Annotated in this window: 25 protein-coding genes; 9 read left to right on the top strand and 16 right to left on the bottom strand. The window is 71.8% G+C overall.

Annotation, left to right across the window (positions count from 1 at the left end; translation table 11 throughout):
• Positions 1-28: 28 nt before the first annotated feature.
• Complete coding sequence (locus tag GA0074692_RS07910; protein WP_091641028.1) at positions 29-1,603, bottom strand: FMN-binding glutamate synthase family protein; 1,575 nt, start codon at positions 1,601-1,603, stop codon at positions 29-31.
• 118 nt (positions 1,604-1,721) lie between these two features.
• Here GA0074692_RS07910 and GA0074692_RS07915 point away from each other — a divergent pair, with 118 nt between their 5' ends.
• A complete protein-coding gene (locus GA0074692_RS07915) occupies positions 1,722-2,135 on the top strand; it encodes a hypothetical protein (RefSeq protein ID WP_091641033.1) in 414 nt (137 codons plus the stop codon).
• A 330-nt stretch (positions 2,136-2,465) separates the two neighbouring features.
• On the opposite strand, the gene GA0074692_RS07920 is transcribed toward GA0074692_RS07915, so the two are convergent.
• The gene (locus GA0074692_RS07920) at positions 2,466-3,062 is read right to left on the bottom strand and encodes a hypothetical protein (RefSeq protein ID WP_091641037.1); all 597 of its coding nucleotides are present in this window, start codon (positions 3,060-3,062) and stop codon (positions 2,466-2,468) included.
• 1,527 nt (positions 3,063-4,589) lie between these two features.
• On the opposite strand from GA0074692_RS07920, the gene GA0074692_RS07925 reads away from it, so the two are divergent.
• A complete protein-coding gene (locus tag GA0074692_RS07925; RefSeq protein WP_245730223.1) occupies positions 4,590-5,477 on the top strand; it encodes a hypothetical protein in 888 nt (295 codons plus the stop codon).
• A 184-nt stretch (positions 5,478-5,661) separates the two neighbouring features.
• On the opposite strand, the gene GA0074692_RS34610 is transcribed toward GA0074692_RS07925, so the two are convergent.
• The 5 genes from GA0074692_RS34610 to GA0074692_RS07945 are packed head-to-tail and all read right to left on the bottom strand — an operon-like array spanning position 5,662 to position 13,341.
• Positions 5,662-5,871: a hypothetical protein gene (locus GA0074692_RS34610; protein WP_176738227.1), complete on the bottom strand. Its 210-nt coding sequence runs from the start codon at positions 5,869-5,871 to the stop codon at positions 5,662-5,664.
• Positions 5,831-7,048, bottom strand: coding sequence for a VWA domain-containing protein (locus GA0074692_RS07930; RefSeq protein WP_245730224.1), 1,218 nt, complete (start codon positions 7,046-7,048; stop codon positions 5,831-5,833). Before GA0074692_RS07930 ends, GA0074692_RS34610 begins: the two co-directional genes overlap by 41 nt.
• Positions 7,045-9,405 (bottom strand): DUF5682 family protein, encoded by a 2,361-nt coding sequence (locus GA0074692_RS07935; protein ID WP_091641042.1) that lies wholly within the window; start codon positions 9,403-9,405, stop codon positions 7,045-7,047. The genes GA0074692_RS07930 and GA0074692_RS07935 overlap by 4 nt, the downstream gene beginning before the upstream one ends.
• Positions 9,398-10,459, bottom strand: a complete 1,062-nt coding sequence (locus tag GA0074692_RS07940) for an ATP-binding protein (protein ID WP_091641046.1) — start codon at positions 10,457-10,459, stop codon at positions 9,398-9,400. The genes GA0074692_RS07935 and GA0074692_RS07940 overlap by 8 nt, the downstream gene beginning before the upstream one ends.
• Positions 10,456-13,341: an SWIM zinc finger family protein gene (locus GA0074692_RS07945; protein WP_091641049.1), complete on the bottom strand. Its 2,886-nt coding sequence runs from the start codon at positions 13,339-13,341 to the stop codon at positions 10,456-10,458. The genes GA0074692_RS07940 and GA0074692_RS07945 overlap by 4 nt, the downstream gene beginning before the upstream one ends.
• Before the next feature lie 205 nt (positions 13,342-13,546).
• Here GA0074692_RS07945 and GA0074692_RS07950 point away from each other — a divergent pair, with 205 nt between their 5' ends.
• From GA0074692_RS07950 to GA0074692_RS07960, 3 genes are all read left to right on the top strand, one after another.
• A complete protein-coding gene (locus GA0074692_RS07950) occupies positions 13,547-14,374 on the top strand; it encodes an SAM-dependent methyltransferase (protein WP_091641052.1) in 828 nt (275 codons plus the stop codon).
• A gap of 149 nt (positions 14,375-14,523) precedes the next feature.
• A complete protein-coding gene (locus GA0074692_RS07955) occupies positions 14,524-15,132 on the top strand; it encodes an acyl-CoA-like ligand-binding transcription factor (protein ID WP_245730225.1) in 609 nt (202 codons plus the stop codon).
• Between the two features lie 64 nt (positions 15,133-15,196).
• Positions 15,197-16,786 carry an MDR family MFS transporter gene (locus tag GA0074692_RS07960; RefSeq protein ID WP_091641055.1) on the top strand — a complete coding sequence of 530 codons (1,590 nt, stop codon included), beginning with the start codon at positions 15,197-15,199 and terminating at the stop codon, positions 16,784-16,786.
• A 24-nt stretch (positions 16,787-16,810) separates the two neighbouring features.
• On the opposite strand, the gene GA0074692_RS07965 is transcribed toward GA0074692_RS07960, so the two are convergent.
• From GA0074692_RS07965 to GA0074692_RS07985, 5 genes are all read right to left on the bottom strand, one after another.
• Positions 16,811-18,037 carry a DUF2786 domain-containing protein gene (locus tag GA0074692_RS07965; RefSeq protein ID WP_091652926.1) on the bottom strand — a complete coding sequence of 409 codons (1,227 nt, stop codon included), beginning with the start codon at positions 18,035-18,037 and terminating at the stop codon, positions 16,811-16,813.
• Positions 18,038-18,110: 73 nt separating this feature from the next.
• Complete coding sequence (locus GA0074692_RS07970; protein WP_091641059.1) at positions 18,111-18,320, bottom strand: hypothetical protein; 210 nt, start codon at positions 18,318-18,320, stop codon at positions 18,111-18,113.
• Positions 18,317-19,465: a helix-turn-helix domain-containing protein gene (locus GA0074692_RS07975; RefSeq protein ID WP_091652929.1), complete on the bottom strand. Its 1,149-nt coding sequence runs from the start codon at positions 19,463-19,465 to the stop codon at positions 18,317-18,319. The genes GA0074692_RS07970 and GA0074692_RS07975 overlap by 4 nt, the downstream gene beginning before the upstream one ends.
• Before the next feature lie 46 nt (positions 19,466-19,511).
• Entirely contained in the window at positions 19,512-19,733 is a 222-nt protein-coding gene (locus tag GA0074692_RS07980) for a hypothetical protein (RefSeq protein WP_091641064.1), read from the bottom strand.
• Positions 19,734-19,816: 83 nt separating this feature from the next.
• Positions 19,817-21,007, bottom strand: coding sequence for a helix-turn-helix domain-containing protein (locus GA0074692_RS07985; protein WP_091641068.1), 1,191 nt, complete (start codon positions 21,005-21,007; stop codon positions 19,817-19,819).
• A 289-nt stretch (positions 21,008-21,296) separates the two neighbouring features.
• Here GA0074692_RS07985 and GA0074692_RS07990 point away from each other — a divergent pair, with 289 nt between their 5' ends.
• From GA0074692_RS07990 to GA0074692_RS08000, 3 genes are all read left to right on the top strand, one after another.
• Positions 21,297-21,821, top strand: coding sequence for a DUF1877 family protein (locus tag GA0074692_RS07990; protein WP_091652932.1), 525 nt, complete (start codon positions 21,297-21,299; stop codon positions 21,819-21,821).
• A 143-nt stretch (positions 21,822-21,964) separates the two neighbouring features.
• Positions 21,965-22,450 carry an NUDIX domain-containing protein gene (locus GA0074692_RS07995; protein ID WP_091641072.1) on the top strand — a complete coding sequence of 162 codons (486 nt, stop codon included), beginning with the start codon at positions 21,965-21,967 and terminating at the stop codon, positions 22,448-22,450.
• Positions 22,451-22,491: 41 nt separating this feature from the next.
• A complete protein-coding gene (locus GA0074692_RS08000; RefSeq protein ID WP_091641077.1) occupies positions 22,492-22,680 on the top strand; it encodes a dihydrofolate reductase family protein in 189 nt (62 codons plus the stop codon).
• Between the two features lie 203 nt (positions 22,681-22,883).
• On the opposite strand, the gene GA0074692_RS08005 is transcribed toward GA0074692_RS08000, so the two are convergent.
• Positions 22,884-23,462, bottom strand: a complete 579-nt coding sequence (locus tag GA0074692_RS08005) for a DinB family protein (RefSeq protein ID WP_091652935.1) — start codon at positions 23,460-23,462, stop codon at positions 22,884-22,886.
• A gap of 63 nt (positions 23,463-23,525) precedes the next feature.
• Positions 23,526-24,260 carry a phosphotransferase enzyme family protein gene (locus tag GA0074692_RS08010; protein ID WP_091641080.1) on the bottom strand — a complete coding sequence of 245 codons (735 nt, stop codon included), beginning with the start codon at positions 24,258-24,260 and terminating at the stop codon, positions 23,526-23,528.
• A 302-nt stretch (positions 24,261-24,562) separates the two neighbouring features.
• On the opposite strand from GA0074692_RS08010, the gene GA0074692_RS08015 reads away from it, so the two are divergent.
• Positions 24,563-25,237: a cytidylate kinase family protein gene (locus GA0074692_RS08015; protein ID WP_091641085.1), complete on the top strand. Its 675-nt coding sequence runs from the start codon at positions 24,563-24,565 to the stop codon at positions 25,235-25,237.
• A 50-nt stretch (positions 25,238-25,287) separates the two neighbouring features.
• Here GA0074692_RS08015 and GA0074692_RS08020 read toward each other — a convergent pair whose 3' ends face one another.
• Together GA0074692_RS08020 and GA0074692_RS08025 are read right to left on the bottom strand one after the other, a co-directional pair.
• Complete coding sequence (locus tag GA0074692_RS08020) at positions 25,288-26,103, bottom strand: nucleotidyltransferase domain-containing protein (protein ID WP_091641089.1); 816 nt, start codon at positions 26,101-26,103, stop codon at positions 25,288-25,290.
• A 130-nt stretch (positions 26,104-26,233) separates the two neighbouring features.
• The gene (locus tag GA0074692_RS08025) at positions 26,234-26,689 is read right to left on the bottom strand and encodes a DUF4265 domain-containing protein (protein WP_218106592.1); all 456 of its coding nucleotides are present in this window, start codon (positions 26,687-26,689) and stop codon (positions 26,234-26,236) included.
• Positions 26,690-26,863: the final 174 nt, after the last annotated feature.

The following is a 26,863-nucleotide window of genomic DNA, read 5'->3' on the forward strand; positions in this document are numbered from 1 at the left end:
CGATCCCGCTCGCGTCGTGGCGCGCGGTTTACTCCTGCGCGGTCGCCGACGGCGGGGCACTGCCGCCCTGCGGCACCTCCGCCGTCATCAGCCGGACGAGCTCCGCGCGGTCGGCCGCCGACGGCAGCCCCCATTCCGGACGGTAGCCGTACAACTCGGCCAGCGGCGTGGAGGTGGTCCGGCCGTCGAGCATCTCCACCGCGTCGGTGCCGATCAGCCCCGGGTGTTCGACCCCGCACGCCTGGGCGACCTTCATCAGGTCGCGACGCAACGTGCGGAGGTAGTTCGCCACCCGCACCGACTTGCGCGCGGGGTCCAGGCCCCGGCTCAGCCAGGGATTCTGGGTGGCGACGCCGGTCGGACAGGTGTCGGTGTGGCACTTCTGGGCCTGGATGCATCCGATCGCCAGCATCGCCTCCCGGCCGACGTTGACCAGGTCGCACCCCAGCGCGAAGGCCACGATCGCGTTGTCCGGCAGCCCCAGTTTCCCCGCCCCGGCGAAGACGACCTGCTCGTGCAGACCCCGCTCGGCGAACGTCCGGTAGACCCGGGCGAACCCCTGCTGGAAGGGGAGGGAGACGGAGTCGGCGAAGATCAACGGCGCGGCCCCGGTTCCGCCCTCACCACCGTCGACGGTGACGAAGTCGACTCCCCGGCCGGTGTCCCGCATCAGGTCGGCGAGTTCCTCCCAGAAGTCGAGGTCGCCGACGGCGGACTTGATCCCGACCGGCAGCCCGGTCTCGGTGGCGAGCAGCTCGACCCAGTCCAGCAGACTGTCGCAGTCGGCGAACTCGGCGTGCCGGGACGGGCTGACGCAGTCGCGGCCCGGTGGGACACCCCGGGTGTCGGCGATCTCCGCCGAGACCTTTGCCCCCGGCAGCAACCCACCGAGGCCCGGTTTGGCACCCTGGCTGAGCTTAATCTCCAGTGCCCGCACCGGCGCGCCGGCCACCACCTCCCGGAGCCGGTCGAGGCTGAACCGCCCGTGCTCGTCCCGGCAGCCGAAGTACGCGGTGCCGAGCTGGAAGACCAACTCCCTACCCCGGCGGTGGTACGGCGACAGCCCACCCTCGCCGGTGTTCTGGAGGCAGCCGGCCAGCGCCGCGCCCCGGTTGAGCGCCTCGACGGCCCTTCCGGACAGCGAACCGAAGCTCATCCCGGAGATGTTCACCACCGAGTCGGGGCGGAACGCCTTCGGTCGGCCCCGGGCCGCGCCGAGCACCTTCGCGCACGGCAGCCACACCTCGTGCCCAGCGGTCGGAGAGGACGGCGGCACGGCCCGACCGAAGGTCCGGTGTTTGATGATCGGATATCCGGGGGTGTACTCGATGTTGTTGTCGGTCCCGAACCCGAAGTAGTTGTTCTGCTGCTTCGCCGAGGCGTACACCCAGCGGCGCTGGTCGCGGGTGAAGGGACGCTCCTCGTCGTTGCCTGCCACGATGTACTGCCGCAGCTCGGGCCCGATCGACTCGAGCAGGTACCGGGCCCGGCCCAGCACCGGGAAGTTGCGCAACAGTGCGTGGTCGCGCTGGAGGAGGTCGCGTGCGGCGAGGGCCGCCAGCGCTGCTGCGGCGGCGGGTACGGCTCGACGTGCCCAGGTCATGCGGGTCAGTCTTTCCGTGATCGACCACGCCCAAACGGGCCCGGGATCTCCCGGCGCCGGGCGGTTGCTCCACGCACTTACCGCGTTAAATGTCGTACCCCGGTTGCAGCATGTTCTCATGGCTGTTTCCGCTCTGGCTCATGGCCCCGACCGGCCCCGCTCGCTGCCGCTGCGCGAGGTCCGTACCCGGCTGACCCAGCTGGTCGCGATGGCCGAACTGACCGACACGGTCACCCTGGTCACCCGCGACGGCGATCCCCGACCCATCGCGGCGATCGTGCCGGCGGCCGCCGCCCGGAGCGCCGCACAGGCCCGGGCGGACGCCGACCGGGTCGCCGCGGTCACCGCCGGCTGGGCCCGTCGCCTCGACGAGACGCGCCGGCAGGGCGCGAGTCGGCACGCCGCCGAACTGCGGGCCGTCACCGACGCGCTCGCCGAGGTCTGGGCCGAACTCGACCGCAGGGCCGCCCCCGGCAGCGACCCGGCGCTCGACCGGCTGCGCGCCGCGCACGCCGACCTGCTCCGCGACTGACAGTCCGACCGCCTCGACCGCCGTGCGGTCGTCCCGGTATTGACTGCGGCGGAGTGCCGGCCGCTGTGTGGACCTGATCCCCGTCGGGGACTCACGTGCGGGTGGGCGACGGGTGGACCTTGTCGTCCGGCTGCGCCGTCCGGGCGACGGCCTGCAGCGGCCGGACCGGCGCGGGACGGCTAGCCGGGCTGTCCGCCACTGAACCGCGCCGCGTGCTCGGGCTTTGCCCGGGTCGGAGGCGCGTCAGGGTGCGGGTATGCGTGTGGGCCGGCACCCCGGGGTTCGGGGTGCCGGCCCACACGGTGTTTGGTGTGTCAGGCGTTCTGTGTGTCAGCTGTTCCAGTGCTGGGCGACGAGGTCAGCGGCCTGGGTTTCCCACTGGGCGTAGTGGTCCGGGTACGCCGACACCTGCACGGTCTGGGCGGCCTGGGTGAGCGGCATGTCCTCCCAGCCGTCCACACCCTTCAGGCCGTTGAGGAACGCGGTGGTCGAGTATTCGGGGTCGGTGATCTGCTCCACCGTGCCCCACCCACTCGAGGGACGCTGCTGGAACAGGCCCTGCGAGTCGTGGTCGTTGCGGTCACCCAGGTGGCCCAGGTTCTCCAGCTTCGACTCCTGCAGGCTCGTGGCGATGGCCACCACGGCGGCCCGCTCGTTCATGCCGGTCTTCTTCGTGGCCTTGATGATCGCCTTCGCGTTGTCGGTCTGCTCGGTGTTGAGCGGGATCCGCGACTGCGCGCCCTGCACACCATGCGGGATCAGCTTGCTGGTGTCCGGCTTGTCGGCCTGCACCACAGCGGCGGCCGGGGTGGCGGCGTGGGCGGCAGTGGTGTCGAGGACGGTGCCGACCGGACCGCCGATGACACCACCGGCGAAGGCCAGACCAGCAACACCGAGAACAGTCTTACGCAGCAGCTTCGTAGCCATGAGAGGGGTACTCCATTCGGGGGTCGGCACACCCCAAGGGGGTGGGGTGTGCGAGCACCGTCCGGCGCCCAAAAGAGGGGGGAAAGATCAAAGGGGGGGTGCGGCGGGGAGCGGGGCTCACCACGCCGGGTCCAGATGTAACGACCGCCAGCCCGCCGGCATTCCACCCCACCACCACCCGAGGGGGTGGGGGGTGCGGGGCCTGCTACCTCGGTCGTCCAGAGAGTGTAACGACGGCTGGCCGGCCGACATTCCACCCGACCACCCGGGGCGGGGGCGGGCTTGCCGGGCCTACCAGTCGGCGTCGGCGTCGGCGTCGGTCGTCGGCGAATGCCATGATCAACCCGGCATACGGCATGTGGGGGCTTCCGGACGATCGGACACCCCAACATGCCGCAAAACCCGAGTCGGTCAGCAAGCCGAGACGGCCGCGCTCGCTTGCCTCCTCGGCCGTCCGGAGGGTGTAACGACCCCCGCCCGGCCGGCATTCCGGGGTTGCGCAGCCCCGTCGGGCAGCTCCCCCGGGTCTGAGCGACTCCATCACGCCGCAACGGCGGCCTACGGCGTCTCCATTACGCCGAAACGGCGGTCTCGGGCGTCCTGGACAGCGCCACATCGCCGAAACGATGGCGGTCACCGGCGATCCGGAGCCGCCGGGGCGGACCCGGACACGCGATGCCAGACAGCCTCCCCGGGACCTGACCGACGCCATATCGCCCAAACGGCGGCCCTCCAACGCCTCGGACACCCCACCGCCAGCACCCGTACCGAGGACCCGCCATCGCTGTCGAGGAGGGGTGGTACAAGGTTGCGCTGTGGTGCCGGACACAATGCCGCTCGATCCTGCCTCGAGTGTCGGTCGTCGCTGGGGTGACCGCCCGAGGTGCTTACCTGTGGATCTGACGCGCATTGGGGTGAATCGTTGGGCGACCACGGGTGAAACATTCATAACGGACTTACTGATCAATCAATCGATTCGCGTTCTTGCGCGAAGATCTAGCGGTCGGTAAGTTGTCTCGTCGTTGGAGCCCGGACTCCGTTCCGTGCCTTTATCCGGTTCACGGAAGTCCGGGCCTCGGCTTGGTCGGGACGTGTCCCCTGTCACAGAAGGTGGGATCTGTGAAGAGGAAACACTCGGTCCCTGTGCTGCCCGGCGACGCCCACCACGGCCATCCGCGGTCGTCCGCTCCGCCCACCGGCAGGGAAAACTGTCGCCTCACCAGGCGACCTGGCCGGCGTCCGCGACGGCGTGGGAAGGATTCCCGCCCTATTGATCGGTGACCGCTTCCCGGGTCGATGACCGCATCTCGTCCGATTCGTCGGCAGATGTCGGCTCGGCCCCTCCAATAGTGACCCGGCCGGTAGCCGGTACGGCGTACCGCGCGACCCCCCGGCCGGGTGCCGATCCTGCGGGTCCGACCGTACCTGTCGATTGCTGAGGTGACGTTTGTGCGCGACGTGGAATCCTGGTTGTCCGCCGGGGCCGATCCGGTCGAATTCCCCTACCCTCTGGTTACCGCCGAATATTTGCGGGTCGGTAAACACTTCGTCGACCGGGACGTCCTGCTCGGCCTCGACCGGGCCCGAGCGGCCCTACCCGCCGGCCCGCGTCCGGGCCTGACCCTGTTACGCCGCTTCCTCGACTGCGCGCTCGACAAGTGGGACGGCCGGTACGACTATCACTCGTACCTCGCCCTCCCCGTGCTGTCGACGGCGCTGGAGGGGATCGGCGAGATCACGCCGGGCCGGGCCCGGCGCCACCGCGACCGGCGGTACCTGCACCTCCTCACCGACCTGCTGCGCTTCGAACTCGACGTCGAGGCAGGCCGTACCGACCTGCTGCCCGGGCAGCGCCCCGACCGCGACCGGCTGACGAAGCGGCTGCGGCTGGCCGTCCGCGCGGCCCAGCCCGTCCTGGCCCGGCTCAGTCCGCTCACCACCATTACGGCGACCGACCCGGTCGCCGCCGCCGCCGAGGTCTGCGCCGCCGTCGACGCCACCACCGCCGAACGGCGCGACCTGCGGCTGAGCATGCTGCCGGTGTACGTGGTGCACGACGAGTACCTCTTCCTCCGGGTGCTCCAGTCGTACGAGACCACCTTCGCCCTGCTGGTCGTGTTGCTGCGGGCCGCGCGGGACGCGCTCCTGCGGGGGCCGCCGCGCCCGCCGCCGAGCACCTCGCCACCGCGACCGGGACGCTGGCCGGCTCGGGGCTGTTGTTCTCCCTGCTGGCCACCATGCAGCCCGAGTCGTTCCGCACCTTCCGGGCGTACACGGAGGGGGCCAGCGCCATCCAGTCGCACAGCTACAAACTGGTGGAGTCGCTCTGCCGGACACCGGACCGGGAACGGCTGGACAGCGCGGCCTACCACTCTGCGCCCGAGGTGCGGCAGCGGGTCCTGGCCGGGCAGTTGACGCTCGACCAGGCGTACCGGATCGCGGTGGAGCGGGGCACGCTCGACCCGGCCCCGCGCGCGCTGGTCGCCGACCGGATGCGCGACTTCGCCGAGGCGCTGCTCACCTGGCGGCGCACGCACCACCGGCTGGCGGTGCGGATGCTCGGTGAGCGTTCGGGCACCGGCTACACCGAGGGGACGCCCTATCTCGCGGCGGTCCGCTCGGTGCCGGTGTTCCGCACCGTGGACATGGCGCCGGCCGGCGCCGAGGTCACCGGGCCGGCCGGCACGGCGGTCACCTCGCCGGCCGGCACGGCGGTCACCTCGCCGGTCCGCGCGACCTTCGCGTCACCGGCCGGCGCGACGTCTGGGTCACCGGTCGGCGAACCGTTCGGCGAAGGCCACCAGGTCACGGCGTTCGATGGCGGCGGCCATCAGGTCGGGAAAGGCGTCCGGCGTGCAGGCGAAGGCCGGCACCCCGAGCGCGGCCAGCGCGGCGGCGTTCTGCCGGTCGTAGGCCGGGGCACCCTCGTCGGAGAGCGCCAGCAGCACGACTACCTGGACTCCGGCGGCGGTCATCTCCGCCACCCGGCGCAGCATCTGCTCCCGCACCCCGCCCTCATAGAGGTCGCTGATCAGGACGAAGATGCTGTCCCGGGGACGCGTGATCAACTGTTGGCTGTAGCCGATCGCCCGGTTGATGTCGGTGCCCCCGCCCAGTTGCGTGCCGAACAGCACCTCCACCGGGTCGCTGAGCTGGTCGGTGAGGTCCACGACCGCGGTGTCGAAGACCACCAGTGAGGTACGCAGCGAGCGCATCGAGGCCAGCACCGCGGCGAACACCCCCGAGTAGACCACCGAGGCGGCCATCGACCCGGACTGGTCGACGCAGAGCACCACGTCCCGCTGCACCGCCGTGGTACGCCGTCCGTACCCCACCAGTCGCTCGGGAATCACCGTGCGGTGCTCCTGCTGGTAGTGCTTGAGGTTGGCGCGGATCGTCCGGTCCCAGTCGATGTCGGCGTGCCGGGGGCGGTTGATCCGGGTGGCCCGGTTCAGCGCCCCCGTCACCGCCGCCTTGGTCCGCTGCGCGATCCGCCGCTCCAACTCCTCGACCACCCGGCGGACCACCTGCCGGGCGGCCTCCCTGGTCTGGTCCGGCATGACCCGGTTCAGTGAGAGCAGCGTGCCGACCAGGTGCACGTCCGGCTCGACCGCGGCGAGCATCTCCGGTTCCAGCAGCAGTCGGGTGAGGTTGAGCCGCTCGATCGCGTCGGCCTGCATGACCTGCACCACGGTCGACGGAAAGTACTGGCGGATATCCCCGAGCCAGCGCGCCACCCGGGGCGCCGAGCCGCCGAGCCCGGCCTGACGCCGGGACGAACTGCCGTCACCCTCGCCGTCGCGGTCGTAGAGAGCGGCCAACGCCCCGTCCATCGTGGCGTCGCCGCCGGAGAGGCGGCCACAGGCGCCGTCGGCGGCCCCGCCGAGCACCATCCGCCAGCGACGCAGCCGCTCCCGGTCCGCGTCCCCGTCGGCCTGAGGGGACGTCGCGTCGCCCTCCGGCAGGGCGTCGGTCGAGGTGGTCATCGGATCTCCCGTCCGAGCAGGATGCCGAGCGTGGGCAGGACCGCCGCCGCCCGGTCGTGGTCGAGGTCGGCCGTCGGCCGTCGGTCCACTGCGGCACCTCGGTGCGCGACCCGGTCGCCGATGGCCCGGCGCTCGCCGGCGGCGAAGCTGCCGAAGGTCCGCCGCAGCAGGGGCAGGACCTCGGTGAACGAGTCGGCGGGAACGGCGGCCAGCCACTCGTCCACCAGCGACAGCAGCGCGTCGTCGTGCACCAGCAGCAGCCCGCCGCCACCGAGGAAACCCTCCACCCAGGCGGCTCCGTCGGCCGGGGCCACCCCGGCGGTCAACGGCAGGCCCATCCGACGGCGCACCTCGGCACGTTCCAGCCGGCCCGCGTCGTGCAGCAGCCGGACCAGCCGGCCGGCGAGCAGGCCGTGCAGGTCGTCCCGGTCGGCGACCGACGCGAGGGTGTCCAGCCAGCGTTCCCGCGGGTCGTCGTCGAGCAGGTTCACTGCGGCGTGCACCGCGTCCAGGTGCCCCCGCAGCTCCCGGGCCGCCTCCTCGGCCAGGGCGCTAACCGCGGCGGGCAGGCCGGCGCGGACCCGGGCCAGCAGCCCGGTGGTCACCGAGGACAACCCGCCCAGCTCGCTGCGGCGGACGTCGCCGTAGCGCAACGTGCGGACCAGCGGTGGGATCGCCGCCATCAGGTGCGCCACGTCGGCGTCCAGGGCCGCCCGGGTGTCCAGCGCCCGCAGCACCGGGGGATAGGCGTCGGTGAGGTCGGCCAGCAGGCAGACCTCCACCAGGGCGGTGACCTCGGCGAGGCTGTCGGCCTCGCGGGCGGCGGTGGCCACCGCAGCGGTGGCGGCGGACACCACGGTGGTGCCGTGGGCACTCGCCTCGACCAGCCGTACCGCGAACTCCGGCTGCCAGCGCAGCCGCCACTGCTCCCGGAAGGTGCCGGTGCTCCGCTGCCGCTGGTCCAACTCGCCCCACGGCACGCCCAACATCCGTAGCCGGTGCAGCAGCCGACTGCGGGCAAGGTCGTTGTCGCGGCGCAGGTCGAGGTCCAACGGGCGTTCCAGGGCCTCCGGCTTGAGCCGCAGGGTCCGCTGCTGCGCGGCGAGGTCGCGGGCCAGCGGCACCGCCGGCATGTCGTCCGGTACGCCGCCGAGCCGCTCGCCCACCACCAGCCGCCGGCCGATCAGCTCCAGGCGCAGCGGGTCACCCTCGCAGAGCACCGCCGCGCTGGCGTCGGTCAGTTCGGTCAGCCCGGCCAGCGGTCGGCCGCGCAGCGTGGCCAGCGTCTCGGCCAGCCGGGCCGCCTCGATGACGTGCGCCGAGGAAGCGGGCACCCCCTCCTCCCGGAGCACCCCGGCGGCGGCGACCAGCCACCGGACGACCACCTCGTTCTCCGAGGTGAACAGGTGGTGGTACCAGCCGGGGGAGCGGACCCCCGCCGCGTAGCCCTGCCAGGAGGCCAGCCGACCGTACGTCCAGGGCACCCAGGTGAAGGTGACCTTCGCCTTACGGCGGCCCTTGAGCAGGGCGTTGTCGGCGCTGGCCGGCACCTTCCGGGCCAGCGCCGGCACGTGCCAGGCGCCGCAGACCACGGCGATGTTGTCGTGGCTGCGCCGCACCTGCCGCAGGACGGTGCGCATGTGCGCCTCGCGGAGCAGGTCGTCGGGGTCCTCCGGCGCACCGTCGCGGATCGCGGTCATCGCCTCGGCGATCGCGGTGAACGCCGGAGCGCCCCGGTGCTCGACCACGTCCTCCCACCAGCGTTCCGGGTCGTCGTAGCCCGCAGCGGCGGCCAACTCCGCGATCGGGTCGACCGGCCGTCGGGGCGGCGGGTCGTCGGTGCCCGCCTCTGCCTCCGGTCCGGCCTCCGCCCCCGGGGCGCTGCCCGGCTCCGGGCCGCCTATCGGATCGGGTCCGCCGCTCGGCCCGGGTCCGCCGCTCGGTTCCGGCCTGCCGTTCGTGTTAGGGCCGTCGTTCAATTCCGGTCTGTCACCCGGTTCCGGGTCGTCACTCGGTTCCGCTCCGGCGTCCGGCTGCGGCTCGGCGAGGCGGTACGCGTACGGCAGGTCGAAGAAGCGCACCGGCACCCCGTGCTCGACCGCCCACCGGATCGCCTGCCACTCCGGCGAGAAGACAGCGAACGGCCAGAACCCGGCCCGGCGCGGGTCGTCGGTGGCGTACCCGAGCAGGGCGACCGGCGGCTCCAGCCGCTCGTCGGCCACCCAGCGCAGCAGCTCCTCGGCCTCCGGTGGGCCCTCCACCAGCAGGATGTCGGGGCGTTGCTCGGCCAGGGCCGCCACCACCGCCCGGGCGGACCCGGGACCGTGGTGGCGGATGCCGTAGAGCTGCTCAGGCATCGCGGGCGGCGCGGTAGAAGGCCCGCCACTCCTCGCGCTCGCGGACCACCGTCTCCAGGTACTCCCGCCACACCACGGCGTCGGAGACCGGGTCCTTGATCACCGCGCCGACGATGCCGGCGGCCACGTCGGCCGGGCGCAGCACCCCGTCGCCGAAGTGCGCGGCCAGGGCCATCCCGTTGGTCAGCACGGAGATCGCCTCGGCCGTGGAGAGGGTGCCGGTGGGGGACTTCAGCTTGGTGCGGCCGTCCTCGGTCAACCCGGTACGCAGCTCCCGGAAGATCGTCACCACCCGGCGGATCTCCTCCACCGCCGCCGGCACCTCGGGCAGGTCGAGCGAGCGGCCGAGCTGGGCCACCCGCCGGGTGACGATGTCCACCTCCTCCTCGGCGGAAGCGGGCACCGGAAGCACCACCGTGTTGAACCGGCGGCGCAACGCGCTGGACAGCTCGTTGACGCCCCGGTCCCGGTCGTTGGCGGTGGCGATGATGTTGAAACCACGCTGGGCCTGCACCTCGGAGGTCAGCTCCGGCACCGGCAGGGTCTTCTCGGACAGGATGGTGATGAGGGTGTCCTGCACGTCGGACGGGACCCGGGTCAGCTCCTCGACCCGGGCGATCGTGCCGGTCTCCATCGCCCGCATCACCGGGCTCGGCACCAAGGCTGCCGGGGAGGGCCCCTCGGCGAGCAGCCGGGCGTAGTTCCAGCCGTACCGGATGGCCTCCTCGGCGGTGCCCGCGGTGCCCTGCACCAGCAACGTCGAGTCACCGCTGATCGCCGCCGCCAGGTGCTCGGAGACCCAGGTCTTCGCGGTGCCGGGCACCCCGAGCAGCAGCAGCGCGCGGTCGGTGGCCAGGGTCGCCACCGCGATCTCCATCAGCCGACGCGGTCCGACGTACTTCGGGGTGATCTTGGCGCCGTCGCCGAGCAGGTAGGTCACCACCGCCTGGGGCGAGAGCCGCCAGCCCGGCGGGCGGGGCCGGTCGTCCGTGGCGGACAGCTCGGCCAGTTCGTCGGCGTACTGCTGCTCGGCGTGCGGACGTAGCGCGGTCATGTGAACTCCTTGTGCATCTCAAAGCGGAAGGCGAGGACGGCGGCCAGTTGCGCGACGGCCCGTACCCGGGCGGTGTCGGCGCCGTCGCCGGCGAGCTGGTCGGCGAGGCGGTGGAACCGGTCGGCCAGGGCGGGCGTCGCGGCGGTGCCGGTGATCCGGCACAGTTCGGACAGGTACCAGCTGTTCCGCCCCTGGTCGCGGGCCCAGGCGCCGACGGTGTCGGCCACCGTGGCGGAGAGCTCGGCGGACCAGTCGTGGGCGAGCATGGCCAGCAGGCGGTTGGCCCGGGCCGCGTCGGTGTGCAGGGCGTCGGTGACCAGACCGCTGAGCCGGTCGGCGGGCAGCACCTCGTAGAGCTGCCACAGCAGGTCGTCCGGGAGTCGGTCCCGGCCCCGCCGGTTGGCCGGGCTGGCGGCGACCAGCGCGTCCGCCCAGTCGGCGGCCCGGGCCTCGACGGCGGCCCGGGCCCAGCCCCGGCGCAGCGCCGGACCCCAGTCGTCGGCGACGGCCAGCGCCACCAGCTCGGCCGGTGACCGGCCGAGGGCGACGGTCCAGACGGCCAGCGGGGTGCCGGCGACCACCTGTTCCAGCAGCCAGGCCCGCGCCCCGATGCCGCGCGGTGCCTGCGGGTCCACCCCGTCCCGGCGCATCGCCGGGTCGCAGTCCTGTGGTGGGTCGACGGTCAGCGCCTTCTCGCCCGGGTCGAGGCGGACGCACGCCGTCGCCCGCCCGGTCATCCGGCGGCGCAGTCCGGACTCGGGCAGCTGGCGCAGCAACGCGACGGCGGCCTGCCGGACCTCCTTGCGTCGGTCGTCCAGCACACCCTCGAGGAAGGCGTCGTCGGCAGGGGAGAGCCCGACCTCGAGCGCCTGGACGAAGCGGGCCCGGTCGGGGGCGTTCTCCGCCGCGAAGCCGGCCGCCAGGAGCTCGCGGGCGGCGTCCGGGTCGCGCGCCCGCAACCGGGTCAGGTACGCCAGCCGTTCGCCGACGGTGCCGGTCTCCCAGTCGTCCCCGCTGCCCGGACCGGTCGCCGGCGCGGTCGAGTCGAGGACCTCGTCGAAGAGGTATCCCCACTCCGAGTGGAGGCCGGCCAGCCACCGACCGCGTCGACCGGCGAGCCGGCTCACCAGGGGACGCAGCGCCCGGTGGCGCCGCCCGACGTCCAGCAGCGCCGGCAGCGTGTCGTAGGGCATGTGCCCGCCGTGCCGGTCGGCCAGGCGCAGCCACTCGGTGAGCAGGTCCTGCTGGATCTGTCCACCGCCGGGCGCGCCGCCCTCGGTGAGCAGCATGCGCAGCCGGACCGTCGGGGCGACCGGCAGGGCCGGCGTCGACTCGGCGGGTGCGGCGGGAACCCGGCCCCGCCCAGCCGACGGGGTGATCCCCGCCCGCCGGTACGCCAGGGCCACCGCGGCCGTCTCCAGCACGCCCGCCGCACCGCTCCCGCCGGTGCCAAGCGACCGACCGGCTACCGCGAGGGCACCGTCCCATGGCCGGCGGGCCGTGCCGACCAGCGCGGCCGAGAGCAGCTCGGTGGGGAGTTCCGGAATGCGCGCGTCCGGACCAGCCGGCACGCCCGACGCGGCGGGCAGGTAGCAGCCGTCCGCCCAGGCGGCCAGGGGCCGCAACCCGGCGGGCCCGAGTTCGGCGGCGAGGTCGACCGGCTGACCGCCGGCGCCGGCGAGCAGCCACCACGGTTGGTCGTGTCCGGGGGCCAGCGGCAGCGCGTCCCCGGCCTGGTCGACCAGGTGGCCCTCGCGAGTGGGCACGACCCCGGCCAGCAGCACCGGCACCGACTCCCGCCACGGGTCGGCGGCGAGTCCGGTCGAGTACGCCGACAGGGCGGCCCGGACGTCGACGGCGCCGGTCGGGGCGGGCAGTGGCACCGGAGCGCCGTGCCGGTTGGCGACCAGCGCCCGCAGCGGCAGCGCACCCGGATAGAAGCACAGGTCGGCGTCGACCTCGGTGCCGGGCACCAGGTCGGCGGGGAACGTCTGGCCGGGCGCGGCGAACGCCAGGACCAGCGCGAACCGCCCGCTCTCCGCCCCGCGCAGCCAGATCCGACGGGTGGTGACCTTGTCGTCAGCGGAGTCGACCTGTCCGAGGACCTGCCACCGGTCCCGCACCTGCGGGGTGGCCAGCACCTCGTCGGTGGTGACCGGGTAGCCGACCCGGGACCGGACGGTGGCCGCCAGGTCGGCGGGGAGCGCGTCGAGCCGGTCGTGGGCGGTCACCAGCAGCCGGACCAGGCCCAGTTCGCCGAGGAGGCGGTCGGACCAGTGCGCGCCGACGCCCGCCGTACGGCCGAGGCGGCGTACCGCGCCGGCCACCGCCGGTGCCTGGGCGTCCACGAGCCGGGCGGCCATCGCCTCGAAGGGCGCGGCCCCGGACCGCTCGGCCGTGGCGAGCCCCTGGTCCACCTGGTCGTCCAGCCACCGGCGCAGCTCGTCCAGGCCGGCGGCCACGCGGGTGGCGCGCTCCTTGGCCCGCTTGGCGGCGGCGGCCGGATCCGCCGGACCAGCGGTGTCCCGTGGTGCGGCGGCCCGGGCGGCGCGGGCCTCGCGCCCGGCCTGCCACTCGCGCACCCAGTCCGGCGCGGCGGCGTCGCCGACCCCGGTCTCGGCCCAGAACAGCAGCAGACCCAGGGCGTGTTTGCAGGGAAACTTGCGGCTCGGGCAGGAACAGCGGTACGCCGGCCCGGACAGGTCGACGCAGACCTGGTACGGGTTCTTGCCGCTGCCCTTGCACAGCCCCCAGAGGACCTCGCCGGTCAGCCCCGACGCCAACCACTTCGCGGCGCCGCTGACGCCACGGGCGGCGCGGGCGGCGGAGGGGTCAGGGGCGACGGCGAGGACCTGTGTGGTGGACCAACGTTCGACAGGCACTGGCGCACTGTAGGAGACCGGTACGACAGCGATCCCGCCGGTGTCACGTTCGGTGAACCCCTGTCGATGGATTTGATCGACGAGTGTCGAACGATGGGCTGGGGTTGCGCGGGCCGCGCCCGCACCCGGTCCGATCAGGGCCGGACCGGGTGCGGGGCATCCTCTAGTCTCCATTGGATCGGACCCGAGAGCAGGGGAGGCGACCATGTCGCGCAGTGACGCAGAAACGCGGACAGGGGCCGCGCCGTCCGGGGTGGACACGTCCGTGCCCCACTCCGCCCGGATCTACGACTGGTGGCTCGGCGGCAAGGACAACTTCGCCGTCGACCGGGCCACCGGCGCCGCGATGCTGGAGGCGATCCCGACGCTGCGGATGATGGCCGCCGAGAATCGCCGCTTCGTCCACCGGATGGCCCGCTACCTGGTCACCCACGCCGGTATCCGGCAGTTCCTCGACGTCGGCACCGGCATCCCCACCCGGCCGAACCTGCACGAGGTCGCCCAGGCGGTCGCCCCGCAGACCCGCGTGGTGTACGTCGACAACGACCCGATTGTGCTGGCCCACGCCCGAGCCCTGATGATCAGCAACCCGGAGGGGCGCAGCGAGTACATCCACGCGGACCTGCGCGACCCGGACCGGATCCTCGCCGAGGTGTCCCGGGGCGGGACGCTCGACCTGACGCAGCCGGTGGCGCTGACCCTGATCGCGATCCTGATGCTGCTCGGCGACGCCGACGACCCGGTGGGTCGGGTGCGCGCCCTGGCCGACGCGTTGCCCTCCGGCAGTTACCTGGTGATCACCCACCCCACGCCGGACTTCAACCCGGAGGCGGTCGGCGCGGCGGTGGCCGCCGCGACCGGCAACGGGATGACCCTGGTGCCGCGCACCCGGGCCGAGGTCGGGCGCTTCTTCGACGGGTGGGAGCTGGTCGAGCCGGGCATCGTGCCGGTGCCGGCGTGGCGGCCCGACGGCGATCCGCCGGCCGACCCCGAGGCGGTCTACTACTGGGCCGGAGTCGCCCGTAAGCCCTGACTGTCCGCCCCGACCGGCGGGCCTTCCGGGGTCGGCGAGGCCCGGCGGCGGACCAGGGGCGCCAAGGCGACGCCGTGCCGGTTGGGACGCCGGTCACACCCCGGAAATTAGTTTGCAGTCTCTGCAAGTTTGCTCGTACCGTCTTCGCCGTGACCACCACGGAGGGGCGCCGCGACCGCCGGAAGCGGCAGACCCGGGCGACGTTGAGCACGACCGCGCTGCGCATGGTCGCCGAGCACGGGCTCGACCACGTCACGGTGGACGAGATCAGTGAGGCCGCCGGCGTATCGCCGCGGACCTTCTTCAACTACTTCGGCTGCAAGGACGAGGCGGTCGTCGGAAACGCGGTGGTCGACGAGGCGCGCCTCGATGCACGGCTGGCCGCCGTCCCCGCCGACGTGCCGGCGGTGGCCGCCCTCCGGACCGCCTTCGCCGAACTGGTCGACGATATCCAGGCCGACCGAGACCTGTGGTCCCTGCGTATGCAGGTGGTCGAACGGAACCCGGCGCTGCTGTCCCGGCTGGTCACCATCGGGGTGCGGAACGAGCGGACGATCACCGCGGCGGTCGCCGCCCGCCTGGGCCTCCCCGGCGACCACGACTACCCGGCGCTGGTCGCCGCCGTCACCGGCGCCGCGCTGCGGAGCTGTCTGGGCCAGTGGGCCCGCAGCGGCGGCACGCGCCCCCTCACCGACCTCGTCGACGAGGCGTTTGCCGCCCTCGCCGCCGGCCTCCCAGAACCAGCGCACCATCCGTGACCCACCGCCGTCCCCGGCGTTGTCCGACCTGGGGACTCTCCCGTAATCAGAGTGAGGAAACTCCATGACCGCTCCCGCGCCGCCAGCCGGTGTCGCCGACGCCGTCGCCGGGCGCATGTCCCGTCGTGAGGTGCTCCAAGCCCTCTCCGGTCTGATGGTCGGCCTCTTCGTGTCGATCCTCGCCTCCACGGTCGTGGCCAACGCGCTGCCCCGGATCATCGCGGATCTGCACGGCAGCCAGACCGTCTACACCTGGATCGTCACCACCGAGCTGCTCGCCATGACGGCTACCGTGCCGCTCTGGGGCAAGATGGCCGACCTGTACAGCCGCAAGCTGTTGATCCAGCTCTCGTTGGGGCTGTTCGTGGTGGGCTCGCTGCTCGCCGGACTCACCCCGAACGTGGAGCTCCTGATCGTCAGCCGGATCGTGCAGGGCGTCGGCGCCGGCGGCATGACGGCGCTGGCCACCATCGTGATGGCCGCGATGATCCCGCCCCGGGAGATGGGTCGCTACGCCGGTATCTTCGGCGCGGTCTTCGGGGTCGGCACGATCGCCGGCCCGCTGATCGGCGGTGTGCTGGTGGACACCTCCTGGCTGGGCTGGCGCTGGTGCTTCCTGATCGGCGTGCCGTTCTCGATCCTGTCGATCGTCCTGCTCCAGCGGACCCTGCACCTGCCGGTCGTCCGCCGCGAGGTCCGCATCGACTGGGCCGGCGCCTTCCTGATCACCACCGGCGTCTCCACCCTGCTGGTCTGGTCCTCGCTGGCCGGGCACAAGTTCGACTGGGCGTCCGGCTGGAGCGCCCTGATGGTGCTCGGCGGGGTCGCGCTGCTCGCGGCGGCGGTGTGGGTGGAGTCCCGCGCCGCCGAGCCGATCATCCCGCTGGACCTGTTCCGGAACCGGACCGTCGCGCTCACCACCGTCGCCAGCGTGCTGGTCGGGGTGGCGATGTTCGGCGGCACGGTCTTCCTGTCGCAGTACTTCCAGATCTCGCTGGGTAAGTCCCCGACGGTCGCCGGCCTGATGAGCCTGCCGATGATCTTCGGCCTGCTGGTGTCGTCGACGGTCGCCGGGCAGCTCATCACCAAGTACGGCCGGTGGAAGGCGTACCTGGTGGCTGGTGGCCTCACGATGACCGTCGGCATGCTTTTGCTCGGCACCATCAACGCCGAGACCAACATGCTGCTGCTGTCGGTCTACATGGCGGTGCTGGGCATCGGCGTCGGCATGCTCATGCAGAACCTGGTGCTGGCCGCGCAGAACGACGTGCCCGCGCACGAGCTCGGCGCCGCCACCTCCATGCTGACCTTCTTCCGGAGCATGGGCGGGGCGATCGGGGTGAGCGCCCTCGGCGCTGTCCTGGCCAACCGGATCACCTCGCTGATGACCGAGAAGCTCGGCCCGCTCGCCGCCGGCGGTGCCAGCGGCGGGACCCACGAGGTGCCGGACATGTCCCTGCTGCCCGGCCCGGTCCGCGAGATCGTGCAGGACGTGTACGGGACCGCCACCGCCGAGCTGTTCCTGATCGGTGCGCCGATCGCGCTGCTCGCGCTGGTCGCCGTGCTGTTCATCAAGGAGAAGCCGCTGCACACGCTCAGCGGTGACGAGCGGCTCGTCCAGGAGGAAGCGGCGGGGCTCACGCTCAAGCACTGACCGGACACCCGGTCCGGAGCGCGGTCAGCGGGTTGGCCGCGCTCCGGACCGCCGGCCGTCGCGCAGTCGCCGGGGCGGGGCGCCCGCGTCCAGCACCGCCCGGTCCGCGGCGGCGGTGCCGGACGACCAACCCTCCGCGTCCCGGATGGTCATCCGCCCCTGGGTGACGCCGGGAAAGAGCGTCTCCACCCGCTGCCGGACCGCCTCGGAACGGCTGGCCAGCACCGGCAACAGCCGGTCGCCGCCCTCGGCCGAGGCCGCCTCCCGGCTGGTCCGGTCGGTGGCCTCCCGCAGCCGTTCGCCGATCCGCAGCGCGTACGCGTGCAGGAACGCGTCGTCGTACTCACGGGTGCGCCGGCTGCTCGTACGGCGTCGTTCACCCCGGCCGCGCAGCATCGCCGCAGTCGCCTGCACCAGCAGCGAGGTGTAGAGAAGCTCCACCGCCTCGAGGTCGGCCGGATAGCCCAGCACCGTGCTGAACCCGAGGTCGTCGGACCACACCGCCTCGCACCGGTTCGCCGCTGCCACCTCCTGTACCAGCAGCGCCTTCGCCCCCGCATACGGCGCATCCGTGCCGAGCCGGACGCCGGCCGGCCGGTCGACTGGCCCGGCGTCGAGCAGCACCCGGTCGATGCTGTGCCGGGCCATCAGCTCCTGCGCCTTGGCGGTCAGCGCCTCCGCCTCGGCGGGATAGCCGGTCGACTCCGCCTTGGCCAGCAGGGCACGGACCCGGTCCAGCATCCGCGACCCACTGGGGCCCGGCGGGGCCGTACCGGGGTTCGCGCCGGGCGGGGGCCGCAGCACCGCGACCGGTGGCAGCCCGTCGAGCACCGCCAGCACCTCGACCGCCTCGCGCAGCGCGGTCACCCGGTCCAGTCGTTCCCGGGCCATCCAGTCGGCCAGGTGCCGGGCGTCGTCGGCCCACCACACCCGGGCGTCCAGGGCGGCGAGCTGCTCGTCCCACCAGGTTGGCGCGGTGGCGTGGCCGCGCCGGTCGGCGGCGAGCACGTCGGCCAGCAGCCGCGCCGGCCGGACACCCGCGCGCCGGGTGACGATCCGGGCCACGTCGACCGGCTGCCAGCCCCGGGGCCAGAGCCGCCCCACCGCCCGGACCGCCCGCCCGAACAGGGCCGCCTCGACGGCCGCCGGCTCGCCGACCACCAGCCGGTCGAGCTGCCGCTCGGCGAGCCGTACGTCGCTGCCGCGCGCGGCCACGAGCGCCTCGCTGATCAGCGCGTCGACGTCCGACACCGCAGGCTCCTTCTGGCCGGTCACGGGCCATGTCTCGATCGGGTGCGGCCGAGTCCGGCCGTCCCCGGACACGCTACTGTCGTCCACCGGCCGCACCTCCGGGCGGGTCCGACGACCCCGGGGCGGCGAGGTAGTCGCGGGCGGCGGTCGCCGCCGGGCAGTCCGGGACCCGGCACACCGGGCAGCGGCCGTCGGGGTCCGGTCGGTGGTCGCGGAGGATCCAACGGGCGGCGAGGGTGAGCCGGTTGCGGATCTGGGCGGGGGAGAGGGATGGGCCGGTCACCGGGTCAGGCCGATCGCTGTTGCCAGGCGGGCGACGCCGGGCGCGTCCGGGCCGTCCCGGTAGACCTCGCCGAGCACCGTACGGGCCGTCGGCCGGCACCGGACCTCGGCCGGCGCGGCGCGGTCCGCGTCGACCAATAGGCGTCCGGCCCCGCGCAGGTCGCCGACCTCGAGGTACGCGCGGGCGGTGTCGACCAGGTACGCGGCCCGGTGCTCGGCGGGTAGCCGCCGCCACGCGTCCCGTCTCGTGACCGCCGCGTGCCGACGTAGGGCGTCTCCCACGTCCCCGACCTCGGCCGCCACCACCACCCGGACCAGCTCGACCACGGTGGGTCCGAAGCTGGTCTGGTGGTGCTCCGGTCCGTCGCCGACCAGATCGGCGAGGTCGGCAGCCTGGTCGACGAGTTCGGTGACGCTGGGGGCGTCGCCGCAGCCGGCGGCGGCGAGGGCGCCTTGGAGCAGCAGCGTTCCGCACACCGCGAGTTCGCCGGGCGATGCCTTCTGCGGCGCGGGTGCGATCCGGTGGGCGGCGGTGACGGTCGCGGTCATCGCCAGCCGTTCCCGGCCGAGCGCGCGGAGCGCCTGCCCGAGCGACACCGCGGCCGTCGCCGCCCGCAGCGGGTCGTCGGCCGCCGCGGCCACCGCCCGATCGGCGGCCAGCCAGGCGAGGTCCGCGTCGCCGAGCTTCACCAGGACCGACGAGCTGATCCGGTACGCCTGCACCAGCAACTCCGCACCCTCGTCCGGGTGTCGGGTGTGGCAGCGTCCGGCGGTGTCGAGCAGGTCGGGCAGCATCCGCACCAACTGCGGGTAGCGGGCGTGCTGGTACGCCAGCCAGGCGTGCCCCACCCCGTGCGCCACCTCGTCCGGCGACGGCACCGGCCGACCGTCCACGTCCGATCGGAACACGTCGTGGCGGACCAGCGCCGCCCGGACCCCGTCCACCCCGTCCACCCCGTCCGCCACCCCGGCCATGGCCGCTGATGGTGGGGCGTCCCGGCGCAGCAACACCACCAGATCGATGCGGAGCACGTCGGCGATCTCCTCGATCACCGAGAACCGGTCCAACGCGCGGACACCCCGTTCGACCTTGTCCACCCAGCTCTTCGACTTGCCGAGCCGGTCGGCGAAGACCTGCTGCGACATCCGCCGCCGCACCCGCCACTGCGCGACCCGACGCCCGATCGGCAGCTCAGCCCTGCTCACGACGCCACCGCCGGTCGGGGACCGCCCGCGTGGTCTCCTCGACCGGTATCCGCTCCGCCTCGGCCTGAGCCAGCAGGCGTCGCCGCGCCGCCTCCCGCTCGGCCTCTTCGACCTGCTCACCCCTACTTCGTCTTGCGACGCCGTCCTGACCGCTCACTCCCACCTCCGCTGGTAGGGGCGCGGCGACCTGCTCGCAGAAGATCGTCACCGACGCGCCCGGCCGATAGAAGGCAACCGCCTCCCTCTGGGCCGAACGCTAGGGGCTCTAGGTGATGAAGTGATTACCTATGGTTATGTGGCCAGGTTGATGCCCATCCGGCCGGCCAGCAACCGCAGATCGTCAGGGATCGCGCGGCGCTTTGCCCGGTGCGCTATCGCCAGGACCGCGTCGTGGGCCAGGGGATTCAGCGCGAACGGTGCGGGCGCGGCTCGCTCCGCCTGCACGAACGCGGCCAACGCCTCGGCGTCCCGTCGGCCGCCGTCAGCCAGTGCGCGGCCGAGGTCGAGCCAGTACGACTGCTGGCGGATCGACGCGGCGAGCACTTGTGGTCGTACGGCCCGGGACAACTCGATGACCCGGCCGGACTCACCCAGTTCCGCCGCGATCGACATCTCCCACAGTTGCACGTTCGTCGGCCCGAACCCGCACCCGTTGAAGCCCGCTCCGTCCGGTGGATCGCCGAGGCTTGCCGCCGCGCGGGCCGCCTCGGTCAGGTGGTCACGGCCGACGTCCGGGCGACCGCCCACGGTCGAGGTCAAAGCGGCGGACAGGTGGAGTTGGCCGAGCATCTGCCGGACCCGCTCGTCTCCGGCCCCGGCGTGAAGCTCTGTCAGCGACCGGTCGGCGGCGCGGGCGGCGAGCGACGCGGACTCGATCGGCAGGCTCTGCACGTACGCGAACCGGGACGCGCCCAGCCAGGCCGGCTCCTCGACGTCCTCTGCGGCCGTCACGGCGACCCGGGCGGCGTTCAGCGCCAGGTGCCGGTACCCGAGATGCCGAAGGCACGTCGACGCCTGGTAGGCCACCCGGGCGAGGACGGTGCCGCCAGCAGCGGCCGATTCGAGTAGCAGGCCGGGAAGCATGCGGGCCATCGCCGGGTAGTTGGAGAGCGCGCGAAGCTGGTCGGTGCGAGTGATGTCGGCATCGAGTGCACGACTGGAACGGGTCGACGGCCTACGCTCGCCGTCCTCGATCTCGATGAGGGCAGACCAGATCGCCGGCACGCACTCGGCGGCACTGTCCCGAGCCGGGTCGCCGGGCTCCGCGCCCTGTCCGAGCAGATCGGCCACGGTAACTTGCAGCGCGGCGGCGATGGCGACGAGTGTGGAGCGTCGGTCAATGGTCTTTCGGCCGGACTCGACCTGTGAGACATAGGACTGGCTGACCCCGGCGAGTCCGGCAAGGACAGCTTGGGTCATGCCGCTACGGCGCAACCGCCAGTACCGAATCCGCGACCCGATGGTGTCGGCCTTCTTCGGCATGACTCGCGGCCTCCCAGCTAGCGGACCGGGCCGACTGTCAACCCGGCTGACCGCCACGTCGGACAGTACACCGACAGCTACCCGATGGACTCTGGTTGTCACCAGCCGATGTTTCTGTGATGGCGCTGGCCCGACCAGTGCCCTCTCAAGGGTCGCTCACGCTGGTGTAGCCAGCCGAGAGCGGCTGGCGCTCGGATCACGGAGAACAGTGTGCCGCCGGGTTGCCGGAGACCTTCCGCCCGCTGTCGGGGAAACTGTCGTACCCGGCATTTAGGCTGGCGCCGTGAGCATGAACGGCAACTGGCTGCGCGTTTCCCCGGACGAACTGGAGCGGGCCAGGACCGATCTCGGCTGGGCCTACGAACTCGCCATGACGGAACGGGACGACAGCTCAGAACGCTGGACCGCCACCGACAAGGCATGGAACGGACTCGATTTCCTGCTCGACCGGCTTGGCTTCGAGATTCCGCTGGTCCTGGGAGCGGAGGAATTCGTGGAGCTGCCAGACGTCGAGCCCGACAGCGAGGAGATGTTCGATTTCCTGGAAAGCCTCGAAGACGACTGGGGCTACGGGCCGCCTTCCTATCTGACACCGGGCCAGGTAGCGGCAGCGGCCTCGCGACTGGCAGCGCTCACTGAAGACGACCTCATCCGCGGCGTCGACCCACAGGAGTTGAACCGGGCCGAGATCTACCCTGGAACCTGGGAAAGACCCGGCGAGATGGCGTGGGTGGCCCACTATCTGCCAGACGTCCGAAGCTTCTTCGCTGCGGCCGCCAAGGACGGCGACGCGGTGATCTGCTGGCTTGACTGAGCGGCAGCGCGGCCCGCCGGAGCATCCCGAGTGGTAGTGACGGAGCTCCTCGTCTCGCGCACACCGCTCCCGGCAGATCCGGACGTCTGCGCGTCCCCTTTGGCTGGAGCGAGCTTGTCCTATCCCTGTGCTCTAATCCCGTCATGCATGTCGTCGTCACAGGCGCACTCGTGGAAAACGGCGCAGTCCTGCTAGTGCACCGCAGACCGACCCGCCGGGCATACCCAGATCTCTGGGATCTGCCCGGGGGGCATGTCGAGGCGGGTGAGTCGGAACTGCAAGCCCTCGCGCGTGAGATGCGCGAGGAACTTGGTGTGCACATTGTGGCGGAGTCCTCTTCACGGTTGGGCGACTGGCATGCCGGCAGTGGTGAGGACGCCGTTCACGTGGGCGTCTGGCAAATTGGAGACTGGGTTGGCTCCCCGACCAACCGTGCACCTGACGAGCATGACGACATCGCATGGGTCGGGATCAGCGAGCTGAGCGGCCTTCCCCTCGTGCATGACGACATGGCGGCATTGGTTCGTTCTCTGCGTGAGCCTGACCGGCTGCCTCGTCGCGACGAAGCGCGGACAGCCGCATCGCCGAGCGGTCCGGAGGTTCATCGCTGCTCCCCGCTGCGCTCGTAGGCATGAGCGCATCAACGGGGCAAATCAGCTTGTGATTGGCCATGAGTCTTGACGGCTACATCGCCGACGACCAGGGCGGCTACGACTGGATAGTTCCCGGGGCGAGCCCGACACTCGATACGGACCATCAACTGCCGTTTGATGAGTTCCTTGACGATGTCGACATCGTCGTAATGGGTCGCCGCTGTTACGACCAAGGACAGCACCAGGATTACGTGGATCTCGGCTAGAAGGTCATCGTTGCGACCTCAACGCGATCGGTTCTCGAGAAAAAGGAGGAAAGAGTCGACTTTGTTGGTGATGAAGTGGTGGAGGTGGTCAGGGCCGCGCGAGACCAGGGCCATGGCTTCGGGCTGCGACGGCCGCTGGCCTGAGGCAAACGGTTGCTCGGACGAGTTGGACGGCACCTGCGGGCTACGCGAAGACCGCGTCCTCAGGCGAACTCGCGTGCGGTGGATTCCAGCCTCTCGCGGTAGGCGGCCCACCACGCCTCGTCTCCTCCGACCATGTTGTCGCCGGGCCGCCGCCAGCCGACCTGGCCGTCGACCAGTTCGCGCACGATGTCGGCGTGCCCGGCGTGCCGGTTCAGCTCGGCGAGCACATGCACGAGGATGAGGTGCAGCGTCACCGGCGTGTGTTGCCACCACCGCACCGAGCCGGGCGCGTCGATCGGGAGCGTCTCGATCGTGGCGTCCGCGTGTGCCCAGACTCGGTGCCACAGGCCGATGATGTCGTCGCGGGACTCGTCAGCTGCGGCCCACATGTCCGTGTTCGGCTCGGCGTCTTCGTCCAGGCCTGCGAGGGGTTCGGGAAAGGGGCGGTCGAACACCTCGCCGAAATACCCGGCGGTCACCGAGGCCACGTGCTTGACCAGCCCGAGCAGGTTCGTCCCGGTCGGCACGAGCGGGCGCCGTACGTCGTACTCCGACAGTCCGTCGAGCTTCCCGAGCAGCGCCTCGCGCGCCTCCCGCAGGTACCGATGGAGATTCGCCTTGGCGTCGAGGTCTGTCATGCCGCCCAGGATCTCACCGCGTGTGCAGTCGACCGTCAGTAACCCCACTCCTCGAACGCGTTCTCAGACCGCTCGCACTTCGGCGAGCCGCCTGACGGCGTACTCGTCGTCCCAGCAGACGGCGGCTTCCCACGCGGCCGACGCTTGCCCGGCGATGTCGAGCGCGCCGTCGTCGAGGCCGGCGGCGTTGTCGGGCAGCACGAGGTCGAGGTCGGGGACGTCGACGTGCGACTCGTCCCAGTCGATCAGCGCGACCTGATTCGCGGTCATGCGGACGTTGCCGGGGTTGTTGGGGTTGCCGTGGACGACGCATGTCTGACGTCCGGTGAGCCGCGCCCACGCTGCTCGGCATCGCGCAACGCCCTCAGGGGGCATCGCGCCGAGGTCGATCTTCGTACCGGTTTCGGCGTGCAGGAGGTCGGTCGAAGATCGCCAGCCTGGGCGCTGCGGCCAGCCCCGGGTCAGCCGATGCAGCTCGCGGAGCGTGTCGGCCACGCGACGCCAGTCGGCCTGCGTCTCGGGCGGTCCGCCATCCAGGTAGGTCATCACCACCAGACCATCGGCGAACAGCCGGCCGTCCGTAGTCGGGATCGGGACCGGCACGGTCAGACCTTCACGGTCGAGGTGTTGGAGGAGTCCTGTCTCCCACGCAAGATCAGCGTCACTCCTGGTGCCCAGACGACCGACCGCGAGGCGCCCGTCGACGCGCACACTCCACACGTCGTTGGCGACTCCACCCGCGAGCGGTTCGACGCGCGCGACGTCGTCACCCCATCGCCCGAGCGCCTCCCACCCCACTGGCCATACCTTACGGCGTTCCGAACATCACTGTTCCCGGCATGACCGGACGTTGACTCGATAGCCCTCGATGACGCTGAACGACGCGCGGGCGGCGGCAGGTGAGGGCGTCGTCCGGACCGCGTCCTACTGCCCCTTGATCCGGGCATGCCGGTCGACGCGAGACAGCTGATAATTGTTCGGTCAATGCCGAGGATCAACTGAGCGCGGTCCGGCGCAGACCTCCAGAAGGAACGCGGGTCCAGGAGATGGTCATCGGGTTCCTCGCGGGTGTCGGCCGAGCGGGTAGGACGGGGCAGGACATGGACCAGGGCACCCGCGACGAGTTGCTCGGCCGCCTGGTGGAGGCAGTCGGGTCCGTCGCAGTCGTACACCCGACGCGGGTTGCCATCGACGGACCGCCTGCCGCCGGCAAGACCACGCTCGCCGACGAGTTGGCCGTCGTCTTGCGCGAACAGGGCCGCGATGTCATCCGCGCGACGATCGACGATTTCCTCTTCCCTCGGGCGCAGCGCTATCCGCGCGGCGAGTACTCGGCCGAAGGCTGCTACTTCGACACCCACGACTACGACGCGCTGAACCGGGTTCTGCTCGATCCGCTCGGCCCGGACGGAGATCGACGCTTCCAACACGCGGTCTACGACCGCACCGCGGACACCGCACTGTCCCCGCCGGTCACGACTGCCCCCGCCGACGCCGTGCTGGTCTTCGACGGCGTCTTCCTCATGCGTCCGGAACTGATCGACCGGTGGGACCTGCGCATCTTCGTGTCTACCGCGCTCGAGAAGACCGTCGATCGTGCCGTGATCCGAGAGCGCCGAATGTTATCCCGGACCGACGTCGAACGGCGCTGGCACGAGCGTTACATCCCCGCCCAACAGTTCTACTTCGCCACGGTCCGCCCGACCGATCACCTCGACATCATCGTGCACAACGACGAGCCCCAGCAGCCGGCCTGGGAGACCCAAACACACTGACCGCACTCAATTCGTCGTGTCGGACGGCACCGCAGCACGTGCGGTCACAGTCACCGGGCGAGTGCCTGGCATACCTCGGCAGCCAGTCGGTCAGCCTCGTCCAGTGCGGCAGCGAGCGCCTCCGGAGTCGTGCCGAGCATGGCGAACAGCGCATGAGCCCGCTCGGCGAAGTCCACAGGAGCCACCGCCAGTGCGCCGGCGGCCCGTACCGCGTCCTTCTCGTTGAACAGCCAGCACCTGGCGTGAGCGTGAAGGGCCTGCACGAGAAGCCCAACCGCGCGGAAGAGACAGCCAGCGACGTAAAAGGCATCACCGTGAGTCACTCCCTTGCGGGCGCAGCCCAGGATGAACGGCGCCTCCCACTGCGCGCTGGCGATGAGCGCCTCGCGCAGCGGCTCGGGGTAACGGCGAGTCTGCTCCTGTAGGGCCCGAAGCTCACCGCTGGGGTCAGCGAGGATGCGGCCAACGGCTATCTCGCCGACATAGGCGTGGGAGTACACCCCCAGGGGGTGGCCGGCCTGCGCACCGATCTCGAACGTTCCCGCCTGGCACTCCTGCCAGATGTGATGCACCCGGTCCAGATCGCGGTAGATCCAGTCGACGCGGTGGCCCGCGATCGTCAGCCAGCCTCCGCCGTCCACCCAGGGTCCCCAGCCGCCCGGTTCGGTCACCTCCACCGACCCGCCGGTCAGTTCGACGGCGAGCGGACGCAGAGCAGCAGTGTCCAGCGGTCGCCGGTAGTACAGGCCCAGGTCGAAGTCGGAGTCGGGACGGTGCGTTCCCCTCGCCCGGCTGCCTCCCAGACAGACCCCGACGACGCCGTCGACGCGGGTCAGTCGATTCGCGATCTCAAGCAAGCGGTCCATGACTCGGAGTCTGTGGAGTCAGATCACCATCCGCGACCGGATTACCGAGCGTCCGCAGCTGTAGCGGTCACCCACCGGGGTGAAGTGCGACAAGCCCTTCGACGAACGCAGGGTCGAGTGCGGCCTATGCTTACGCATCACGCCACGCGTCGGTGATGCACGCCTCCTCGAACGCCCACCAGCCCCGCTCCTCTCCCGACTTCAGTAGACCCTTGATGGCAGCCAGGTCGGCATCGGCCGGCACGTGCAACGCCACCAGCGGCAACTCCCTACTGAACGCCTCCCCGCCCAGGCCGAAGCGCGCGAACTGCTCGTGAACCGCCTGGGCGCTACGGCCCAGCGGACCATCGGGCACCGGCAGCACACGAATCGTGCAGTTGCCCGACGCCTCGACCCGCCCCACTGCCCACCGCACACCGTCGTCGGTCGTGAAGCGTACGACGTCACCCTGTGCGATGCCGTCTTGCAGGAACGGCACATTCGCCACCCGTGCCCTGTCCGGATCGACCAACTCTGCCCACAGCCCCTCAGTGTCGTAGGGAAGCCAACCATCGCGCGGCGCGAACCGGAATCGGACCTTGACCAAGCCCTCACCAGCCGGCTCCGGCCTGCCAGGCGCTACCGACGTCACGCCGCCCTCACCTCTTTTCAACAGAGTCCCTCCGAAACCGACCGTTCCTATTGTTACGTGCTTGTGGCGGTGTTGCGCCTGGTCGCGGTCCTACCTCCAGCCACGACGATGCCGCCAACACCACCCGGC

The sequence above is a fragment of the Micromonospora pallida genome, assembly GCF_900090325.1.
Lineage (GTDB): Bacteria > Actinomycetota > Actinomycetes > Mycobacteriales > Micromonosporaceae > Micromonospora > Micromonospora pallida.

What these genes read in the sequence shown, in the direction of transcription:
- GA0074692_RS07990 (WP_091652932.1), top strand. Translation starts at nt 21,297, where the DNA reads ATGAACGGCAACTGGCTGCGCGTTTCCCCGGACGAACTGGAGCGGGCC.
- GA0074692_RS07975 (WP_091652929.1), bottom strand. Translation starts at nt 19,465, where the DNA reads ATGTCGCAGCAGGTCTTCGCCGACCGGCTCGGCAAGTCGAAGAGCTGG.
- GA0074692_RS07995 (WP_091641072.1), top strand. Translation starts at nt 21,965, where the DNA reads ATGCATGTCGTCGTCACAGGCGCACTCGTGGAAAACGGCGCAGTCCTG.
- GA0074692_RS07930 (WP_245730224.1), bottom strand. Translation starts at nt 7,048, where the DNA reads ATGACCACCTCGACCGACGCCCTGCCGGAGGGCGACGCGACGTCCCCT.
- GA0074692_RS07940 (WP_091641046.1), bottom strand. Translation starts at nt 10,459, where the DNA reads ATGACCGCGCTACGTCCGCACGCCGAGCAGCAGTACGCCGACGAACTG.
- GA0074692_RS08015 (WP_091641085.1), top strand. Translation starts at nt 24,563, where the DNA reads ATGGACCAGGGCACCCGCGACGAGTTGCTCGGCCGCCTGGTGGAGGCA.
- GA0074692_RS07935 (WP_091641042.1), bottom strand. Translation starts at nt 9,405, where the DNA reads ATGCCTGAGCAGCTCTACGGCATCCGCCACCACGGTCCCGGGTCCGCC.
- GA0074692_RS08005 (WP_091652935.1), bottom strand. Translation starts at nt 23,462, where the DNA reads ATGACAGACCTCGACGCCAAGGCGAATCTCCATCGGTACCTGCGGGAG.
- GA0074692_RS07915 (WP_091641033.1), top strand. Translation starts at nt 1,722, where the DNA reads ATGGCTGTTTCCGCTCTGGCTCATGGCCCCGACCGGCCCCGCTCGCTG.
- GA0074692_RS07950 (WP_091641052.1), top strand. Translation starts at nt 13,547, where the DNA reads ATGTCGCGCAGTGACGCAGAAACGCGGACAGGGGCCGCGCCGTCCGGG.
- GA0074692_RS08000 (WP_091641077.1), top strand. Translation starts at nt 22,492, where the DNA reads ATGAGTCTTGACGGCTACATCGCCGACGACCAGGGCGGCTACGACTGG.
- GA0074692_RS07920 (WP_091641037.1), bottom strand. Translation starts at nt 3,062, where the DNA reads ATGGCTACGAAGCTGCTGCGTAAGACTGTTCTCGGTGTTGCTGGTCTG.
- GA0074692_RS07910 (WP_091641028.1), bottom strand. Translation starts at nt 1,603, where the DNA reads ATGACCTGGGCACGTCGAGCCGTACCCGCCGCCGCAGCAGCGCTGGCG.
- GA0074692_RS07960 (WP_091641055.1), top strand. Translation starts at nt 15,197, where the DNA reads ATGACCGCTCCCGCGCCGCCAGCCGGTGTCGCCGACGCCGTCGCCGGG.
- GA0074692_RS08020 (WP_091641089.1), bottom strand. Translation starts at nt 26,103, where the DNA reads ATGGACCGCTTGCTTGAGATCGCGAATCGACTGACCCGCGTCGACGGC.
- GA0074692_RS07985 (WP_091641068.1), bottom strand. Translation starts at nt 21,007, where the DNA reads ATGCCGAAGAAGGCCGACACCATCGGGTCGCGGATTCGGTACTGGCGG.